Below are 17819 nucleotides of genomic sequence, written 5' to 3'. Positions count from 1 at the left end.
TCCGCTCACCATTCCCGATACCGTTCCTCCCGCCACGGGTCCCCCCGCATATGATAGCCGGCCTGCTCCCAGAAGCCCGGCCGATCCTCGGCCATGAACTCCAGGGCCCGGAGCCATTTCGCGCTCTTCCAGAAATACAGGCGGGGCACAATCAGGCGGAGGGGGTAACCGTGCTCGGGCGTCAGCGGCTCCCCGTTGTAATGGGTGGCCAGCAGGGCGTCTTCCATGTATTCCATCGGGATGTTGGTCGTGAACCCGTATTCGCAGTGGGCCATCACATAGCGGGCCTCAGGCTTCACCCGAACGAACCGCAGCAGATCCCGAAAGGCCACCCCGGTCCAGGTGGTATCCAGCTTGCTCCACCCGGTGACGCAGTGCACATCGATGGTGATGGTGGTCCGGGGGAGCTGCTGGAACTCCTCCCAGGTCCAACGTTTCTCCTCTTCCACTAATCCGAAGACCCGGAAGTCCCAGGTCACCGGATCGAACTTCGGGATCGGCCCGTAATGCAGTACCGGGAATTTCTCCGTCAGGACCTGCCCGGGCGGCAGGCGCCGGGCGAACCGGGCCGCTTCCTCCTGAATCTTCCGTTCGAACCGCATGGTCCCCTCCCCAGAGGATCCGACTGTGGGTTTCCGGAGCGCCACAAGATTCAGGATAATGGAAACTACGCAGTCTTCGGATATCCCCGGGCCAGATGCCGTGCGGCCCGGTTACTGGAGATTCTACACGGAATGGCGCCCGGAATCGAGAATGGGCAGATCGCCCAGCGCCTGATCCTGGGCCTGGCGCTCAGCGGCCTCGCCGGGGGCATCGCCTTCCGGCTGGGCATGCTGGCCGAGAGCGGATGGCTGGGAGCGGTGCTGGTAGGCACAGCGGTCTTCGGTTTCGGAGGATGGCCGTGGGCGGTGCTGCTGATCGCGTTTTTCATCTCCTCCTCGGCGCTGACCCACTGTGGATCCGGGCGGAAGGCGGAAGTGGCCCTGGACTTCGCGAAGGGCGGACGTCGGGATCTGGGACAGGCGCTGGCGAACGGGGGGGTCGGGGCGATGCTGGCGATCCTCTGGGGGTTCTCTCCACATCCAGTGTTCTGGTGGATGTTTGCTGGGAGCATGGCGGCCGTCACGGCAGATACCTGGGCGACGGAGGTCGGGCTGCTCTGTGGACGTTCCCCCTGGGATATCTGGAGGGGGAAGCGGGTTCCCCCGGGAACCTCCGGGGCGATCACGCGGGAGGGGACGATCGCCGGCGGGCTGGGGGCGCTGGGGATCGGGCTCCTGGCGGTCGGGCTGAGCCCAGTGGGCGGGTCCCTCGGGCTGGCCCTGCCGGTGGGGCTGGCGGGCTTCCTCGGGATGCTGCTGGACAGCCTGCTGGGCGCGACGGTGCAGCGGATCTACTGGTGCGATCGGTGCGGGAAAGAAACCGAGCGCCGGATCCATCGCTGCGGCCAGCCGACCCGTCCGCTGCGAGGATGGAAAGGGCTGAATAACGATGGCGTCAACGCCCTGGCCGCCCTCGCCGGAGCCCTTTCGATGGGCCTGTGGATCATCGTCTGGAGATAATCCATCCGGTTGGGACACCTGGCTTCCCCATCGGGGGTCAGCGGCGTAAGTCCTATCATGGATAAAGGAGGCCATGGATGGCCGGGGAGGAAACCCTGTTCTGTGCCTTTCATCCCGGCATCCCCACCGCGTTGCGTTGCAACCGGTGCGGGCGGCCGATCTGCATCCGGTGCGCCGTTCCGACGCCGGTGGGGTACCGCTGTCGGGCATGTGTGGCCGGCCAGCAGGCGGCTTTCTTCAACGCTCGCCCTCTGGATTACGGCCTGGCGGCCTTGGCGGCGACGGCGATCGGCCTGCTGGCGGCTCCCCTCGTCGCCGCTGTGGGCTTCTGGGTGATCTTCATCGGCCCGCTGGTGGGGAGCCTGGTCGCGGAGATGGTGCACCGGCTTATCGGGCGGCGTCGGGGGCGCTGGATCTGGCTGGTGGTCAGCGGGGGATTGGTCGCTGGGCTTGTGCCGTTTCGCCTGCCGCTCCTGCTGGCCTCTCCCTTGGTCCTCCCACGCCTCCTGTGGGATGGGATCTATCTGGCCTTGGCCATCAGCACGGTGATCGGCTACCTTCGGTTCTGGCGATGAGAGGGATGGACAGGCCGGGAGTCCATCGATACGGGAGATGGGATGCTCATTGAGCTGCACGTTCGGGATTTTGCCATCATCGATGAGGTCACCCTCCGCCTGGAACCCGGGTTGAATGTGCTGACCGGGGAAACCGGGGCCGGGAAATCCATCCTGGTGGACGCGGTGGCGGTGCTGGTAGGCGGCCGGGCGGATGTGGAGATGATCCGGGCCGGCGCGGAACGGGCCCTGATCGAGGGGCTGTTCCAGGTGGACGCCGCGGTGGGTGCGCTGCTCGCCCCGATTCTGGAGCAGCATGGCCTGCTGGAGGCGGAACCTCCAGGGGAAGTGGTGTTGAGCCGGGAGATCCGGCCGGGCGGGCGCCATGTGGCCCGGGTGAACGGGCGGCTGGTGCCCCTGCACGTCCTGAAGGAGATCGGCCAGATCCTGGTGGACATCCACGGACAGACGGAACATCTCTCGCTCCTGCGCTCCCGGGAGCAGCTGGAGCTGCTGGATCGATATGCGGGGGTCGGGGAGTTGCGGGCCGCGCTGGCGGAGCGGGTGGCCCGCTGGCGGGCCGTGCGCCGGGAGATCGAACAGCTGCGCCAGGACGAGCGGGAGAAGGCCCGCCGGATGGATCTCCTCCGCTTCCAGATCGAGGAGATTGAGGCGGCCCGGCTCCGGGAGGGCGAGGAGGAGGTCCTTCTCCAGGAGCGAAATCGTCTGGCGAATGCGGAGCAGCTGGCCCATCTCGCGGATGCCCTCTATCGGGCCCTTTACGAAGGGGAGGAAGAAGCGCCATCGGCGCTGGATCGTCTGAGCGAGGCGGCGCGATCCCTTCAGGCCCTGGCGCGCATCGATCCCCTCTTCCAGCCTTATATCGAGACCATGGAGAGCCTGGTCGCCCACGTGGAGGATCTGGCCCGCGCGGTCCGGGATTATCGGGAGGGGATCGAATTCAACCCCCGGCGGCTGGCCCAAATCGAGGAGCGGCTCGACCTCATCCGACGGCTCCAGCGGAAATACGGGGATACGATCCCGGAGATCTTGGCTTATGCGCAGCGGGCGAAGCAGGAGCTGGAGACCTTGGCCCACGCGGAGGAGCGACTTGCAACGCTGGAGGAGGAGGCCGAAGGCTTGTTGCGGGAGATCGGGGAGCTGGGGCGGCGGCTCTCCCGTCAGCGCCAGGAGGCCGCGGAGCGGTTGGCACGGGAGGTGGAAGCCCAGCTCGCCGATCTGCGGATGGCTGGGGCGCGGTTCGCCGTGGCCCTGGAACGGGTGCCGGACCCGAACGGGGCTTATGCGGATGGCGCCCGCTGGGCGTTCGACGCCACCGGATTGGATCGCGTCACCTTTCTGATCGCTCCGAACATCGGGGAGGGATTGCGGCCCCTGGCCCGCATTGCATCGGGGGGTGAGACCTCCCGCCTGATGCTGGCGCTGAAAGTCGCCCTGGCCCAGGCGGACCCTGTTCCCACTCTGATCTTCGATGAGATCGATCAGGGGATCGGTGGGCGGGTGGGGGCGGTGGTCGGGGAGAAGCTCTGGCGCCTGGCCCGCCACCATCAGGTCCTCTGTGTCACGCATCTCCCTCAACTGGCCGGGTTCGGGGATACCCATTTCAAGGTGGAGAAGCAGGTGATCGGCCATCGCACCGTGGCCCGGGTGACCCGGGTGGAAGGGGAAGAACGGGTGGCGGAGCTGGCCCAGATGCTCGGGGGAACCGGCCGGGCAGCGGTGCAGAGCGCCCGGGAGATCCTGGAATATGTGGCGCGGGTGAAGACGGGGGAGAGCGTCCGTTCCGCTTCCCGTCGCCGGTGAATCCGAAGGCTTGATTCGGCCCCCTCGTCTTCTTCCGGGGCGGGCGCGCCAAAGGCTTACCCCCTCTATTGCCCCAAAACCCTCACGCCCTCAGGCGATCCACCGTTTGCCTCTCGTCGGGAGGGAAGAACCGCCGCTCCGGTCGGGAAGCAACCCGGAAGGCCTATAGGGAAAACGCCTTGCAGCCCAGCTCCGAACTTTTGACAGGGAGGGTTCTCCCCGCTACGATATTATTGAAAAATTTTTTCAGTAAGCGAGGGACAGCGTGAGCTGGGAGGAGCGATTGAATCAAGCGGGGTGGCGCGTCACGATGCCCCGTCGGGTGGTGCTGCGGGTCCTGCAACAGGCCAGGCGTCCGCTATCCCCTCAGGAGATCCACGCCCGGGGGCGGCGGATGCGTCCCTCGCTGGGGCTCGTGAGCGTCTACCGGGCGCTGGAGGTGCTGGAGCAGGCTGGGCTGGTCCGTCGGGTTCATCAGGGGGCGCGCTGCGACGGCTATATCCTGGCCTCGCCAGGCCACCATCACGTCCTGATCTGCCGCCGCTGCGGGCGCGCCGTGGAGTTCCCCGGCGCGGAGGACCTAAGCGGCCTGATCGCCCAGGTGGAGCAGCGGACCGGGTTCCGCGTGGAGGATCATCTGCTCCAGTTGAGCGGTCTTTGCGCGCCATGTCGAAAGTAGAAAGAGGAGGAACCTATGCCCAGGTTTCCATGCCTTCCTTCCAGCGGGCGGATCGTCGTGGCGCTGACGATCCTCCTAACGGCGTGCGGAGCCCCGGCGGCCGCTCCGATCCCCACGCCTCGCCCTCTGACGGTCGCCGCTACGACCCCTATCGTGGGCGACGTGGTGCGCCAGATCGGCGGCGAGCATGTGCGGGTGACGGTCCTTCTGCCCCTGGGAGCTGACCCCCACGCCTTCGAGCCCAGCCCCCAGGATATCGCCCGGGTGGCCGACGCGGACGTGGTGTTCGCCGTCGGGGCGGGCCTGGAGGTCTTCCTGGAGCCGCTGTTGCGGAGCGCGGGAGGGAAAGCCCTGCGCGTGGAGCTCACCGAGGGGATTCCCTTACGTCCATTCGAGGCGGAAGTCCATTCCGAGGGACAATCCGCGGTGGGAACCGAGCTTCACGCCCACGGGGCGTGGGATCCCCACGTCTGGTTGGATCCGAACAATGTGATCACCTGGACCCACACCATCGAGGCCGTGCTGAGCCGGGTGGATCCGGCGCGGGCAGATCGGTATCGGCGCAACGCCGAAGCCTATCGGGCGCAGCTCCGGGAGCTGGATGCTTGGATCCGGGAGCAGGTATCGCAGATCCCTCCGGAGCGTCGGAAGCTGGTCACCGATCATCAGGTCTTTGGCTATTTCGCCCACCGGTATGGATTTGAGCAGGTGGGGGTCATCCTCCCCGGCGGGAGCACGGTCGCCCAGCCGTCGGCCCGGGAGATCGCTGCCCTGGAGGAAACCCTCCGTGCGCTGGGCGTCCCGGCGATTTTCGTGAGCAGCACGGTGGACCCGGCCCTGGCCCGGCGCATCGCCCAGGATACGGGAGCGCGGCTGGTGCAGCTGTATGTGGATTCCCTCAGCCCGCCGGGGGGCGAGGCGGATTCCTACATCCAGATGATGCGCTATAACGTGCGGCGGATCGTGGAGGCGTTGCGCTGAACCGCCCAGCATTCCGGTCCACGGGGAGGGGGCGATGGGGCTGGTGAATCTGTGGCGGAAGGTCACATTGCGGGAGCGAGATATCGGTCATCCCCCGGGAGAGCCGATTGTGGAAGTCGTCCATGTATCCATGCGCTATGATCGCGTGGTGGCCCTGGAGGATGTTTCGTTCACCGTGGAGGTGGGGGAGCGGATCGCGATCGTGGGCCCCAATGGAGCGGGCAAGAGCACGCTTCTGAAGATCATCGCGGGGGTGCTGACACCGACAACGGGCTCGGTGCGGATCTACGGCCGCGGCCCCGGCGGGCATCTCTGTATCGCCTACATCCCCCAGCGGAACCAGGTCGACTGGAATTTCCCCCTGACGGTTGCCGATGTGGTGATGATGGGTCGGATCGGGAGGATGGGTCTGTTGCGCCATCCCGGGCCCCGGGACTGGGCGATCGTTCGCCGCGCCCTCGAACAGGTAGGTATCGCGGATCTGGCCGATCGCCCCATCCGGGCGCTCTCCGGCGGGCAGCAGCAGCGCATGTTCATCGCCCGGGCCCTGGCTCAGGAGGCGGAGCTGCTGTTGATGGATGAGCCGTTCACTGGCCTGGATCTGCCGGCCCAGGAAGGCATCCTGGAGATCCTGGAACATCTCCGCCGGCAGGGGGTCACCATCCTCCTCACCACCCACGATCTGGAGCAGGCCGCGTCCCATTTCGATCGCGTGCTGTTGCTGAACCGGCGCCTCCTCGCCTTCGGGCCTCCCGATGCGGTCTTCACCCCAGAGGCCCTGCGGGCGGCTTATGGAGGGCACCTGCGTCTGATCCCCATGGAGGGGGAGTTGGTCGCGATCGGGGATACCTGCTGTGAGGGGGGATGAGCCATGGGGGAGGCGCTGCGCGTCCTGCTGGATCCTCTCCAGTATGCCTTTATGGTGCGGGGCCTGATCGCTGCGGTGGTGACCGGCGGGCTTTGCGCACTGGTGGGGACATATGTGGTGTTGCGGGGGATGGCGTTCTTCGGCGACGCCCTGGCCCACTCGATCCTTCCCGGCCTTGCCTTGGGTTACCTGCTGGGAGGCGGCTCCCGGGATTCCCTGTTCTGGTGGGGCCTGGGCACGGCGATCCTCGCCGCGCTGGGGATCGGGGGCCTCAGCCGGGGGGGACGGCTAAAAGAGGATACGGCCATTGGGGTGCTGTTCGCCGGGGCCATGGCCTTGGGGGTTGTCCTCATCTCCACCTCCCGAAGCTACGCCGTCGACCTCACCCATCTGCTCTTCGGGGATGTGCTGGGCGTGGGGGAGAGCGATTTGATCCGCCTCGGGATCTTCGCTGCCTTCGTCTTCGCGTTCATTGTTCTCTTTTACAAGGAGTTCCTGGTGATCTCTTTCGACCCCATCCTGGCGGTCACCCTGCGCCTTCCTACCCGCCTGCTGGAAAACTTGCTGCTCATCCTGATCGCGGTCACTATCGTGGTGGCGCTGCAGACGGTGGGGGTGGCGCTGATGGTGGCGATGCTAGTGACCCCAGCGGCGACGGCGTATCTGCTGGCCCGCCGTCTGCCGGCGATGATGGCCCTCTCGGTTGCCCTGGCGGCCTTTTCCGCCGTCGTCGGACTGTATACGTCGTACTACGCCGGCGTGGCCTCCGGAGCCGCTATTGTGCTCACCGCGACGGGGATTTTCCTGGCCGTTCGATTCTTGCAGATCGTCCGGGGATCGTCCCAGGCGTGAGGGAAGGCGTGCCCCGTGGATCCTCCTAACCGATTGTGGGGGAACGGATCCTGATCGTGGAGGATGGGCAGCGGTCAAGGCGGACCGCGATCGCTGCAGTTCTTTATCATCCCATGTGAACGGGAGGATATTAGGATGGGAGATCCGGTGATGGTGATGGAGAAAGTGGAGAAAATCTACCGGCTGGGAAAAGTGGAGGTCCCGGCCCTGCGTGGGATCGATCTGGTGATCCGGCGCGGGGAGTTCGTGGCCATCATGGGACCCTCCGGCTCCGGGAAGTCCACCTTGATGAACCTTCTGGGCTGCCTGGACACGCCCACCCGGGGCCGCTATATCCTGGAGGGCCAGAACGTCTCCCGGCTCTCCGATGACCAGCTGGCGGAGATCCGGAATCGGAAGATCGGCTTCGTGTTCCAGCAGTTCAATTTGCTCCCCCGGGCCACGGCCTTGCAGAACGTGGAGCTGCCGCTGATCTACCGGGGGGCGCGGGATCGGCGGGACCGGGCCCGGCGGGTGCTGGAGCTGGTCGGCTTGGGGGACCGGCTGCATCATCGTCCCAATGAGCTCTCGGGTGGCCAGCAGCAGCGGGTGGCCATCGCCCGGGCCCTGGTGACGGAGCCGGCGGTCATCCTGGCTGATGAGCCCACGGGCAACCTGGACTCCAAGACCGGCCGCGAGATCCTAGCCCTCTTCCAGCGCCTGAACCGGGAGCGCGGGATCACCCTCGTGGTGGTGACCCACGATCCCTTTGTGGCTCGCCATGCCGAGCGCATCGTCCGCATTCAGGATGGCCTGATCGTGGGCGATGAGCCGGTGCCGCCCGAGGAGCGTATCCTCGAGGATGGAGTGTGAAGGGGGACGCGATGACCGCCCATGAACGGCGTTTCGACCCGCACCATTGCGATCGGTTGCTGGATCCCGCCCGCTGGGCGAAGTGGGACCCGCCTCGGTTGCTGGCGACTTCGGATCTCCATCCCGGGGAGTCGGTGATGGATCTGGGATGTGCACCGGGTGGCTGCACGAGGATGCCTACCTCATCCGTGCCTCCGGCCTTCATAAGGGGGGTAGCGGCTCGCGAATCACCATCATGTTTGGCAAGGAGGGGGATCTATGGCTCTAGCACCTCGCCTGTGGAAGGTGTTTCTGTGGCTCTGGATCGCAGTTGGGATGGCCGCCTGCGCCGCCCCGGCCTCGCCCGAGCCGACCTTAGCGGTCACGCCCACGGCCGTTCCCGCCGAAGCGGGCACGCCGGCCACCCCGGCCATCGCCCCTACTCAGGCTCCCCCCGCCGATACCCGGGGCCATCGCCTCACGTATCTCGTGATCCCAGAAGAAAGCGAGGCCCGCTACCGGGTGCGCGAGCAGCTCGTGGGGGTGAGCCTGCCCAGCGATGCGGTGGGCGCCACCCGGGCCATCACCGGCGTCCTGGTCCTGGAGGGCGAGCGGATCGTCCCCGAAGCCTCCCGCTTCCAGGTGGACCTGCGTACCCTGACCAGCGATCAGGCGCGGCGGGATAACTTCATCCGGCGCAACACCCTCCAGACGGATCGCTATCCATATGCGGTCTTCATCCCCCGGGAGATCCAGGGGCTTCCCTCGCCCCTTCCGACCTCGGGCGAGCACGCCTTCCGGCTGATCGGCGATCTGACCATTCGGGAGGTGACCCGGCCGGTACTGTGGGAAGTGACCGCACGGGTGGAAGAGGATCGGGTGATCGCTCAGGCCCGGACCCAGTTCACCTTTTCAGACTTCCGCCTGGAGCCGCCCCGGGTGCCGGTGGTGCTGAGCGTCGACGAGACCATCCGCCTGGAAGTGGATGCTGTGTTCCAAAGGCAGCCATAAGGGGAGGATGGATAGAACCTCTTGGGACGAAGCCCGGCGGGGGCGATGTCCATTCGTCGCCCCCGCTTTTAGTGGGAAGACTGAAGCAGCTATGGAAACCCACAGGCACCACCTGAGGATTTCCACAGTTCCCAAGCGCCATGGGGGGCCAGGAAACCGCCTGGAGGGATCAGCTTGGCTCTCCTCCTTAGCACACCGGATCCTCCGCGCCCAGGGATGGCCAGTTAGGCTGGATGCAATTCATCTGACCGGGGGTTCACCCTACTGGGATATGGAAACCATAGGGCTGGAGCATGTCCGTTGGCCATAACGGTGGAGCTCGATGGGCATCAGCTTCCCAGCGTCATGCCATCATCCGAAGCATCCCATCCTGCTTGACAGTTTTGCCTTCTCTCGTTGGAGGGCGCCGGGAACACGGACGACGGATATTGACTGGACGCGCGAACGGCCAGCGGTCTGTCCGAGCTGCGAAGCATCGAAGGTCTGGATCTCCGTAAAGCCTGTAGCCTCGAGGGCGGATCGGATTTCCGGCTCCGAATCGCATCATTGCAGAACGGTGGCATTCGAACGATGCCACATCCCCTCACGCAACTGGAAAATCGTGATGGCGAACCAGCCGATCCGCTCCTCCTCATCACAGCCCGCGCGAGCGATAAAAGCATGATCTTCTTCTACCGCACCGAAAGAGCCCCGCCAGCGCGCTTTGTAGCCCGGTTCCATGTCAGGTCGAAGAGGAAAAAGCCACTGCCGCGACCGCCCGATAGGAGCTCCCGATTCCCACCTAGGGATCCCAGGATCTCTGGGAAAGCGGGGAGTTCCAGGCTGGGTGTCCCTTCACCGGTTCCCCATGGCTTCGGGCAACCCGGCCCAGTGTCGGAGGACGCGTTCCAGATCCTGGGGCCAGGAGGGGCGACGGGGGAGGCGCACCGCGCCATCGGCGATCCAGCCGCCCAGTTCCCGGATGAGCCCATCGGTCCCCGCCGGGGCCGGCCGCAGGACCAGGGTCCGCCCCTCCCCATGGATCCGTTCGATCCCCGCCTGGGCGGCCAGGATCTTGAGACGCAGCTGCTGAAGGAGGTTGCGGGCTTCCTCGGGCAGCGGGCCGAACCGATCCTCCAGCTCCCGGGCCATCTCCTCCACCCCCTCCAAGGTGGTAATCCCCGCCATGCGCCGGTAGAGCTGCAGCCGCAGGGCGGGATCCGGGACGTAATCCTCCGGCAGGCCGATGGGCCAGGGGAGGTTGAGGGTTACCCTCTCCGAGGTCGGCGGCGGCGGCGCTCCTTCCCGCTCCGCCCGAAGCTCGGCGATGGCCCGATTCAGCATCTTCATATAGAGGTCGAAGCCTACCGCTGCGATGTGTCCGTGCTGACGGGTGCCCAGGATCTCCCCTGCGCCCCGCACCTCCAGGTCCCGCATCGCCAGCTGGAAGCCGCCCCCCAGCCCGGGGATCTCGTAGAGGGCGGCCAGCCGTTCCCGGGCTTCCGCGGTGAGCGGGATCTTCGGATCATAGAGGAAATAGGCATAGCCCTGGAGCACGCTCCGGCCCACCCGCCCGCGGAGCTGGTAGAGCTGGGCCAGCCCGAAGAGGTCCGCCCGGATCACGATCATTGTGTTGGCGTTGGGGATGTCCAGGCCGCTGCTGATGATGTCGGTGGCCACTAGCACGTCGATCTCCCCCCGCGTGAAGGCCATCATGGTCTTCTCCAGCTGCCGGGGCGGCATCTGGCCGTGGGCCATGCCGAAGCGAGCCCCCGGCACCAGGGCCTCCAGCCGCTCCTTCCAGGCCTCCAGGCCGTGCACCCGGTTGTAGACCACGAAGACCTGCCCCCCGCGATCCAGCTCCCGCATGATCGCCGAGCGCACCAGGCGATCATCGTAGGGCCCCACATAAACCTGTACTGGCAGCCGTTCCTCTGGCGGCGTCTGGATGAGGCTGATGTCCCGCAGCCCGCTCAGGGCCAGATAGAGGGTGCGGGGGATGGGGGTGGCCGTGAGGGTGAGCACATCCACCTCCGCCCGGAGGCGCTTGAAGTGCTCCTTGTGCATCACACCGAAGCGCTGCTCTTCATCGATGATCACCAGCCCCAGATCCTTGAAGATCACATCGGGCTGAAGCAGACGGTGGGTGCCAATGAGGATGTCGATTTCCCCCTCCCGGAGCCGGCGCAGGAGCTCCGCCTGCTCCTTCGGCGAGCGGAGCCGGGTGAGGACCTCCACCACCACTGGGAAGGGAGCTAGGCGGGCGCGGAAGGTCTCGTAGTGCTGGTGGGCCAGGATGGTTGTGGGGGCCAGCATGGCCACCTGCTTGCCGTCCATCACCGCCTTGAAGGCCGCCCGCAGGGCCACCTCGGTTTTCCCGAACCCCGCGTCCCCACACAACAATCGATCCATGGGCCGCGGCCGCTCCATATCCGCCTTGACCTCCTCGATGGCCCGGAGCTGATCCTCCGTCTCGATGAAGGGGAAGGAAGCCTCTAGCTCCCGCTGCCATGGCGTGTCTGGCGAGAAGGCGTGGCCCCGGGCCACCTCCCGTCGGGCGTAAAGCTCCAGCAATTCGCGGGCCACCTCGGCCGCCGCCTGTCGCGCCCGCGCCCGCGCCTGAGCCCAGTCCCCGCTCCCCAGAGGGTGGATCTCCGGGGGCTGATCCGTCGGGCCCACATACCGGCTGACCCGATCCGCCTGATCCACCGGCACATACAGCCGATCGTTGCCGGCATAGCGCACCACCAGATACTCCCGCTCCACGCCGTCCAGGTTCAGGTGGACCAAGCCCTCGAAGATGCCGATGCCGAAGTCCTCGTGGACGACATAATCGCCTTCTCGGAGCTCCCGGATCCATTCGGGAGGCGGGCCTCGCCGGACGCGCCGGCGCCAGGGGAGAGGGCGAAGCACCCCGAAGAGCTCCGCATCGGTGAGCAGGGCGAAGCGCCGCCCATCCCGGGATCGGAACAGCAAGCCTCCGCTCAGCGCCCCGTTGAGAAAGTAGATCCGTCGGGGAAGGGGCGGGGCTTCCAGGGCCGGGATGCTGCAGGCCGCTTCCTCCATTCCATGGGCATGATCGGACCAGACCTGCGCCAGCCGGGCGGCCTGGCGGCTGACCACCACGACGGCCTCGCCCAGATGAAGGCGCCGGCTCAGATCCTCCAGGATGCGCTGGAGTTGTCCGCCGAAGCGGGGCGGAGCTTCCACGGGCAGGGAGGGGAATCCGCCCCCTTCTGGGATGGCTGTGATCTGAAGATGCGGGCGTCGATTCCGATGAGCCTCCCAGATCTGCCGGTCGACAAAGGGATCGGGATAATCCGGGGGAAGGAACCCCGCGCCCTCCGCGCGGGCCCGCAGGGCTGCGGCTTCCTCCATCAGCTCATTCCAAGCCGCCTGGATCTCCGCCTCGTCTAGGAGCAGCACCCATCCGTCCTCGGGGAGATACGCGATGGGGGTAGTGGAGTCGGCATAAAAATAGGGGAGGTAAAACTCCAACATCGGGAAGGGAGCGCCACGGGCCAAGGCATGGCGTTCCCGCTCGAGGGCCTCAGCCTCCGCGGGGGCCTCCACGGATGGCTGCCAGGCGGCCAGCCGCTCCGCGATCGCCGGGCCATAGGCCGGCAGCGCCTCCCGAGCCGGCAGAATGCGAACCTGCTCGATGGGCCGGAGGGTCCGCTGAGAGATGGGGTCGAAGGCGCGCATGCTGGCGATGCGGTCCGCTTCCCACTCGATCCGGATCGGCTCCGGAATTGTCGAGGGGAAGAGATCCACGATCCCCCCGCGGCGGGCGAATTGCCCCGGCTGGGTGACGACGGTGACCGGCTCATACCCGGCCTCCAGGAGATACCGGAGGAAGCCTTCCATTGGAAGCTCCTGGCCGGCCCGCAGGATCCGGCGCAGGCGGTGGAAAAGCCGCGGCGGCAGCGTGCGGAGGAGCAGGGCGCGGATGGAGGCCACCACCACCGGCGCAGGATCTCCATTCAAGCCCGCCAGGGCGGCCAGGGCGGCCAGGCGCTCCGCGCGGATCTCCGGAGGCCACGGCGCCCGCTCGTAAGGGAGCGCCGGGGGCTCCGGCAACCGATGGATCCGCTCCGCCCCCAGCCAAAGGGCCAGGTCCTGGGCCATCCGCTGGGCCCCTTCTGCGGTCCCCGCTACGATCAACATCGGTCGCAAGGCCCGTCGGGCCAGCCCGGCGATCCAGAACGACCACGCCCGCCGGGGAAGCGCCATCTGGATGGGCTTTCCCATGACCAAGGCTTCAGTGGTCTGGGAAAGGAGAGGCTCTGCTTCCAGAAATTCCAGCAAACCGCTTAGCGCTCCCATGCTCATCGATGGATCCCTGCCTTGACAGCTCTACCGGGTTGTGTTATCGTATGATCGGTTCCCCCAACGGCTCGTTGTTTCCCAGCTTATTTTACGGCAGGCATATCGGATGACCGGTCCCGAGGGCTCCTTTTCGATCCAGCTTCCAAATCGCTCGAGCTTCGCTCGAAGGTCGAGTATATCCTTCCTCTTGCTTTCCACGGTCTCTCTGCTGAGAGCGCTCTGATCTCGATGGGCGGTTCAGCACCCGACATGGCCTTTTCCCCTGGGACTTTTTTCCTACATTTCAATTGTTGCGCCTTTCTTATCATTGGACCTGAGCATGCCGGCCCCCTTAGCTCAAAGGGAAAGAGCGGCCGCCTTCTAAGCGGCGGGATCCGGGTTCGAATCCCGGAGGGGGCGCTCACAGGGCCGGCGCGATCGCGCCGGCCCTGTTGGTTTCGGCGTAGGGATGCATTCCCCGTATATGCGGTGGTGGAGCGTTCACCGGTCGAGGCGGAAACCCAACAGGCCGGGTTGTCCGGCCGGGCTGTCGCTGATCGGTGGATCTTACGAAGACTACGCACCGGGGAGCCCCTTACCGGGCGCTCTCCTATTTATGCCCGACCACCCAGAGGCGAAAGGATCGCCGATCCACCGATTCCTGCGCTGACAGTCCAGCCGTTTCCACAAGCTCCCGAATGCGCTCCCCGCTCAGGAACCGGCTGCGCAGGCCGATCCACCGTTCGAGCAACGCTATTCCCTTAACCGGCCAGCGGCGGATATCTGGCTCTTCGATCACCAGCCGGCCTCCTGGTCGGAGCACTCGGGCGGCCTCCTGGATGGCGGCCGCCGCATCGATAAAATGATGCAGGGCATCGACGATGACGATCCGGTCGAAGGCGCCATTGGCGAACGGAAGGCGCTCGGCGAGGGCCTGAACTGGGATCAGTTTCGGACGCCGTCGAGCCACCTGGAGCATTCCCCAAGCCGCGTCGGCCACGATGGTCAAGCCGGCTATCTCCCGAAAAGCGAAGGCCACCCGGCCGGTCCCCCCGCCGAGATCCAGCAGTCGTCCTCCGATCGGAGGATCCAGATGATCCCGAAGCGGCGCGGGATCCAGAAACCGGGTGGCCGCATCGTAGAAAGGCGCGATCCGCTCGAAAAGCCAGTTAGAGCCCATAGCGATCGCTCCCATTGATGGGCAGGCGGTGCTGGAGATCTCGAGGGATCCCCCTTCGGCGGCGAGATGGCTTCGGATAGGGCTTCCGCGGGATGGGATCACGGCCCACCTATCGAGCGAAGCCATCGATCATCCTTTGATGAAGGGATCGCCGCGCATGGCCTGGTTTCCCTCATTTTACAGGCGTTCCGTCTTCCTGATCCCTCCTTTGAAGCAGGCGGCGTGCCTTCGGAGCGTTTGCTTGCCCTTAAAATATTTTCTGACTCATCCTGTGGGCAGGGAGGATCGGTGGAGCGCTTCGGCTGGGAGGAGGCACTGAAGGCCTATCAGGAGGATCGGATATCCGGGGCGATGGCGCTGGCGGTTCGGGCCGCCCAGATTGTGGAGGAATGGGCCCAGATCGCTCCGGTGGATCGGGTGGAGGATTTCCGCGCGGAGCTGGAAGGATTACTGGACGCCCTCATCCAGGCGCATCCCGACATGGCGCCTCCCCGGCATCTGGCGGAAGCCGCCCGTCAAGCCATCCGAGAGGCCTCCTCTTTACCGGCGGCTCGAGCAGATCTGATCTCTGCGCTGCAGAAGTTCCGACGCCGGCTGGAAGTCCATGAGCGGGCCGCTGCCCGGCATGCCGCCGCATTGCTTCGCTCCGCCCGGACGATCCTGACCCATTCTCGGAGCGGCCTGGTGGCTCGGGCCCTGGCGTTCACCGCGGAGAAGGGCCGATATCTTCAGGTGATTTGTCCGGTGGCCGAGCCCGGAGGGGAAGGGCGGCGGATGTCTGAGGAGGTGGTGGCAATGGGCCACGCTGCGATCCTCCTTCCGGATCTCGCCGCGATGGGCTGGCTTCCGCACGTGGATCTGGTCATGGTCGGGGCCGATGCATGGGACGAAGATGGGATCGTGAACAAGGTGGGGACCCTAGCTTTGGCGGTCCTGGCTCGGGCGTTCCGACGCCCCTTCTTCGTCGTGGCGACTTCGGAGAAGCGATGGCCGGCCGGGGTCGACCCTCATCCTGCTCGGGCCCGACGCTTTCCTCCGCTCATCAGCGAGGAGACCCCATGGTTCGAGTTCGTTCCGCGCTCGTATCTCACCGGCTTAATCTTAGAGGACGGGTTGTGTCTGACGGCGTAGCCTCCTGGTTTCCGAGGTCTGGGAAGGTTAAGGAGGGGAATCCGTTCGGTTGCCGCCAGGCCCCTTCGGCGATTTCCCCCCATGACCAAAGTCCCAGGGGCGAGCCTGCACCCCTTCCTTATTATGAAAGCGACATCCTTCATCGCCCATTTGGTTCGCTGTCATCCGGGTTGTATGGACGATCCCCTCATCCGTGAGAGGGCTTGGGATGGTGCTTTTGTGGGATAAAGGAAGGCCCCTCACCTCGGATCGATCTGGAGACCAGATGTCGTGCTTCCGGCGTGAAGTGGGTCAGGGACTGATCGAATACGCGTTGCTGGCCTTGCTGATTGCGCTGGCCGCCCTCGTTGCTATCACCGTGTTTGGGCAAGCCGTATCGGGCCTTTATTCGCAGATCCTTTCCCGCTGGCCATCGTGATCCGCTGGGGAAACTCGGGGCTTCTCGATTCGGTGGATCCCCTTGCTTTCTGGATGAGGCTGGATGCCACCACCTTTCTTCTCTTCCATTTACATTTTACATTAGCGGCTGAATTCGATAGGCTTTCTTCCTGTTGGCAATCCGTTGTTCCCACTTTGGCCCCGGTGGGTGAACCCCTCGGAACCGGTAGGAGCTGCTTTCGCTAAGCCCCCATCCGGAGAAACCCGCCCTTCCCGCGCTTCTGGGACATGGCGAAAGCCCATAACCGAAGAGCGTCCCGCCCGTTATTCATGATGGGATGAGCGCCCTATGGGGATCCTCCTATTCGGGATTCCCTCGGGGTCGATCCGGGGAAGCCATGGGCTTGGATCGGTGCAACCTGAGATCGGAGCGATCTTCCGGGGGGCATCGCTGCCGGCGGCGCCCATCCTCACTATGGCCAATACCTCCAGAGGAGGTGGAACATGCGTCGAATAGGAATCTGGCTCCTGATCCTGGGGTGGATGTTGCTTCCGGTAGGAGCGGTATGGGCCCAGGAGCCATCCCCTACCGCGACCCCCGCTCTGGGTCGCCCCGTTCTGGTCAGGGGAAGCATCACCGCGGTCGGTGATCATTCAATTACATTGAACACCGAGCAGTGGGGCGCCCTGGAGGTTCAGATTCGGGAGGGGACTCGTTTCCATGTCCCCGGCTTTGTGCGGGCGGACCTGGGTGAGGTGCGGGTGGGGGATCAGGCGACTGTCCACGGGCGCTGGCTGGAAGAGGGCCGATCCCTGGAGGCCGATTGGGTGATCGTCCGGGGCCCGGTTCAGGTGCGTCATGGGGACGTGGCGCGAATCGACGTTGGGGCACGACGGTTGGAAGTGAAGACCCGGGCGGGCGAGACGATCCCGGTGGAGTGGACGGCGCATACGCGCCTGCACGTCACGGGGGTGATCTCGCCGACATGGTCGGATATCGGCGTCGGCTATCCCGTCACGGTCATCGGGCATTTCGTGGAAGGAACGTTCCTGGCGGGTCGGGTGATCACTCGGCGCCCTCATCGCATGTTCCACGGCACCCTCCAGGGTGTGGAGGGCAACACCCTGGTGATCCAGACCCGGGAGGGTGAGCAGGTCCGGTTGGTGACCGATGACCACACTCGGATCCGGATCCCTGGTCATCCCCATGCTACCCTGTCGGATCTTCAGGTGGGGGATATCCTGACCGCCCGGGCGGTGGGCAATCCGGATGGAACCTGGCTGGCCCGCACCGTGATTGCGCGCTCGCCGAAGCTTCCGAAGCCTGGCTCTCAAGGCCCTAAGCCCGGCGCCCCGCCCCCTCGGCGTCCGTAGGATCATGTCGACCGTTCTCCTCCGGGTTCGGATCGGTGGGGCGACGCGCTTCGACGCGTCGCCCCCTATGCTGTCCCTCATCCATGGGAGTTCCGACATGCGTCTTGAGCGGATCCTTCTCGGCTTCCTGATCGTGGAAATGGCCATCCTCGGGTGCGTCCGGAAGGTGCCGGCTGGGGGTTCCCCCAGCCCGCTCCGGACGGCGTCAATGACCCCATCCCCGGGTGCGAGAAAACCCCAGGCCCCGCCCATGCTACCCGGCTCCCCTCCGGCGGAAGAGCCTGCTTCCTCTGAGGCGACGATCCTT

General features: G+C 65.7%; 15 protein-coding genes and 1 tRNA gene. 13 read left to right on the top strand and 3 right to left on the bottom strand.

Annotated features, from left to right (window positions below):
* Positions 1-5 precede the first annotated feature (5 nt).
* Positions 6-602, bottom strand: coding sequence for a sulfite oxidase-like oxidoreductase (locus ACFMO3_RS07790; protein WP_376789853.1), 597 nt, complete (start codon positions 600-602; stop codon positions 6-8).
* Positions 603-734: 132 nt separating this feature from the next.
* Here ACFMO3_RS07790 and ACFMO3_RS07785 point away from each other — a divergent pair, with 132 nt between their 5' ends.
* From ACFMO3_RS07785 to ACFMO3_RS07745, 9 genes are all read left to right on the top strand, one after another.
* Positions 735-1562, top strand: a complete 828-nt coding sequence (locus tag ACFMO3_RS07785) for a DUF92 domain-containing protein (protein ID WP_376789852.1) — start codon at positions 735-737, stop codon at positions 1560-1562.
* Positions 1563-1639: 77 nt separating this feature from the next.
* Positions 1640-2137, top strand: coding sequence for a hypothetical protein (locus ACFMO3_RS07780; RefSeq protein ID WP_376789851.1), 498 nt, complete (start codon positions 1640-1642; stop codon positions 2135-2137).
* A gap of 42 nt (positions 2138-2179) precedes the next feature.
* The gene (gene recN / locus ACFMO3_RS07775; protein WP_376789850.1) at positions 2180-3940 is read left to right on the top strand and encodes a DNA repair protein RecN; all 1761 of its coding nucleotides are present in this window, start codon (positions 2180-2182) and stop codon (positions 3938-3940) included.
* Between the two features lie 265 nt (positions 3941-4205).
* Positions 4206-4619 carry a Fur family transcriptional regulator gene (locus ACFMO3_RS07770; protein WP_376789849.1) on the top strand — a complete coding sequence of 138 codons (414 nt, stop codon included), beginning with the start codon at positions 4206-4208 and terminating at the stop codon, positions 4617-4619.
* A 15-nt stretch (positions 4620-4634) separates the two neighbouring features.
* Complete coding sequence (locus tag ACFMO3_RS07765; RefSeq protein ID WP_376789848.1) at positions 4635-5600, top strand: metal ABC transporter substrate-binding protein; 966 nt, start codon at positions 4635-4637, stop codon at positions 5598-5600.
* A gap of 34 nt (positions 5601-5634) precedes the next feature.
* The gene (locus tag ACFMO3_RS07760) at positions 5635-6468 is read left to right on the top strand and encodes a metal ABC transporter ATP-binding protein (protein ID WP_376789847.1); all 834 of its coding nucleotides are present in this window, start codon (positions 5635-5637) and stop codon (positions 6466-6468) included.
* 3 nt (positions 6469-6471) lie between these two features.
* A complete protein-coding gene (locus tag ACFMO3_RS07755) occupies positions 6472-7320 on the top strand; it encodes a metal ABC transporter permease (protein WP_376789846.1) in 849 nt (282 codons plus the stop codon).
* A gap of 135 nt (positions 7321-7455) precedes the next feature.
* Entirely contained in the window at positions 7456-8172 is a 717-nt protein-coding gene (locus ACFMO3_RS07750) for an ABC transporter ATP-binding protein (protein ID WP_376789845.1), read from the top strand.
* Positions 8173-8430: 258 nt separating this feature from the next.
* Complete coding sequence (locus ACFMO3_RS07745) at positions 8431-9162, top strand: YceI family protein (protein ID WP_376789844.1); 732 nt, start codon at positions 8431-8433, stop codon at positions 9160-9162.
* Positions 9163-9996: 834 nt separating this feature from the next.
* On the opposite strand, the gene mfd is transcribed toward ACFMO3_RS07745, so the two are convergent.
* Positions 9997-13473, bottom strand: coding sequence for a transcription-repair coupling factor (mfd, locus tag ACFMO3_RS07740; protein ID WP_376789843.1), 3477 nt, complete (start codon positions 13471-13473; stop codon positions 9997-9999).
* 322 nt (positions 13474-13795) lie between these two features.
* Between mfd and ACFMO3_RS07735 the strand changes: the two genes are divergently transcribed.
* A tRNA-Arg gene (locus tag ACFMO3_RS07735) sits at positions 13796-13869 on the top strand.
* 190 nt (positions 13870-14059) lie between these two features.
* On the opposite strand, the gene ACFMO3_RS07730 is transcribed toward ACFMO3_RS07735, so the two are convergent.
* Positions 14060-14629, bottom strand: coding sequence for a class I SAM-dependent methyltransferase (locus ACFMO3_RS07730; protein WP_376789842.1), 570 nt, complete (start codon positions 14627-14629; stop codon positions 14060-14062).
* A 288-nt stretch (positions 14630-14917) separates the two neighbouring features.
* Here ACFMO3_RS07730 and ACFMO3_RS07725 point away from each other — a divergent pair, with 288 nt between their 5' ends.
* The 3 genes from ACFMO3_RS07725 to ACFMO3_RS07715 all read left to right on the top strand — a co-directional run bounded on the left by ACFMO3_RS07725 (position 14918) and on the right by ACFMO3_RS07715 (position 17512).
* Positions 14918-15760 (top strand): hypothetical protein, encoded by an 843-nt coding sequence (locus ACFMO3_RS07725; RefSeq protein ID WP_376789841.1) that lies wholly within the window; start codon positions 14918-14920, stop codon positions 15758-15760.
* Between the two features lie 265 nt (positions 15761-16025).
* Complete coding sequence (locus ACFMO3_RS07720; protein ID WP_376789840.1) at positions 16026-16178, top strand: Flp family type IVb pilin; 153 nt, start codon at positions 16026-16028, stop codon at positions 16176-16178.
* A 464-nt stretch (positions 16179-16642) separates the two neighbouring features.
* Positions 16643-17512, top strand: coding sequence for a DUF5666 domain-containing protein (locus ACFMO3_RS07715; protein ID WP_376789839.1), 870 nt, complete (start codon positions 16643-16645; stop codon positions 17510-17512).
* The last annotated feature ends 307 nt before the right edge of the window (positions 17513-17819 follow it).

Source organism: Thermoflexus sp. (assembly GCF_042408815.1).
Taxonomy (GTDB): domain Bacteria; phylum Chloroflexota; class Anaerolineae; order Thermoflexales; family Thermoflexaceae; genus Thermoflexus.
Note: the sequence above shows the minus strand (reverse complement) of the source record. Positions and strands in the feature narration are given on the sequence as shown.

Excerpts from the sequence above, each read along its gene's own strand:
- ACFMO3_RS07790 (WP_376789853.1), bottom strand. The coding sequence starts at position 602 with ATGCGGTTCGAACGGAAGATTCAGGAGGAAGCGGCCCGGTTCGCCCGG.
- ACFMO3_RS07785 (WP_376789852.1), top strand. The coding sequence starts at position 735 with ATGGCGCCCGGAATCGAGAATGGGCAGATCGCCCAGCGCCTGATCCTG.
- ACFMO3_RS07780 (WP_376789851.1), top strand. The coding sequence starts at position 1,640 with ATGGCCGGGGAGGAAACCCTGTTCTGTGCCTTTCATCCCGGCATCCCC.
- recN (WP_376789850.1), top strand. The coding sequence starts at position 2,180 with ATGCTCATTGAGCTGCACGTTCGGGATTTTGCCATCATCGATGAGGTC.
- ACFMO3_RS07765 (WP_376789848.1), top strand. The coding sequence starts at position 4,635 with ATGCCCAGGTTTCCATGCCTTCCTTCCAGCGGGCGGATCGTCGTGGCG.
- ACFMO3_RS07760 (WP_376789847.1), top strand. The coding sequence starts at position 5,635 with ATGGGGCTGGTGAATCTGTGGCGGAAGGTCACATTGCGGGAGCGAGAT.
- ACFMO3_RS07755 (WP_376789846.1), top strand. The coding sequence starts at position 6,472 with ATGGGGGAGGCGCTGCGCGTCCTGCTGGATCCTCTCCAGTATGCCTTT.
- ACFMO3_RS07750 (WP_376789845.1), top strand. The coding sequence starts at position 7,456 with ATGGGAGATCCGGTGATGGTGATGGAGAAAGTGGAGAAAATCTACCGG.
- ACFMO3_RS07745 (WP_376789844.1), top strand. The coding sequence starts at position 8,431 with ATGGCTCTAGCACCTCGCCTGTGGAAGGTGTTTCTGTGGCTCTGGATC.
- mfd (WP_376789843.1), bottom strand. The coding sequence starts at position 13,473 with ATGAGCATGGGAGCGCTAAGCGGTTTGCTGGAATTTCTGGAAGCAGAG.
- ACFMO3_RS07730 (WP_376789842.1), bottom strand. The coding sequence starts at position 14,629 with ATGGGCTCTAACTGGCTTTTCGAGCGGATCGCGCCTTTCTACGATGCG.
- ACFMO3_RS07720 (WP_376789840.1), top strand. The coding sequence starts at position 16,026 with ATGTCGTGCTTCCGGCGTGAAGTGGGTCAGGGACTGATCGAATACGCG.
- ACFMO3_RS07715 (WP_376789839.1), top strand. The coding sequence starts at position 16,643 with ATGCGTCGAATAGGAATCTGGCTCCTGATCCTGGGGTGGATGTTGCTT.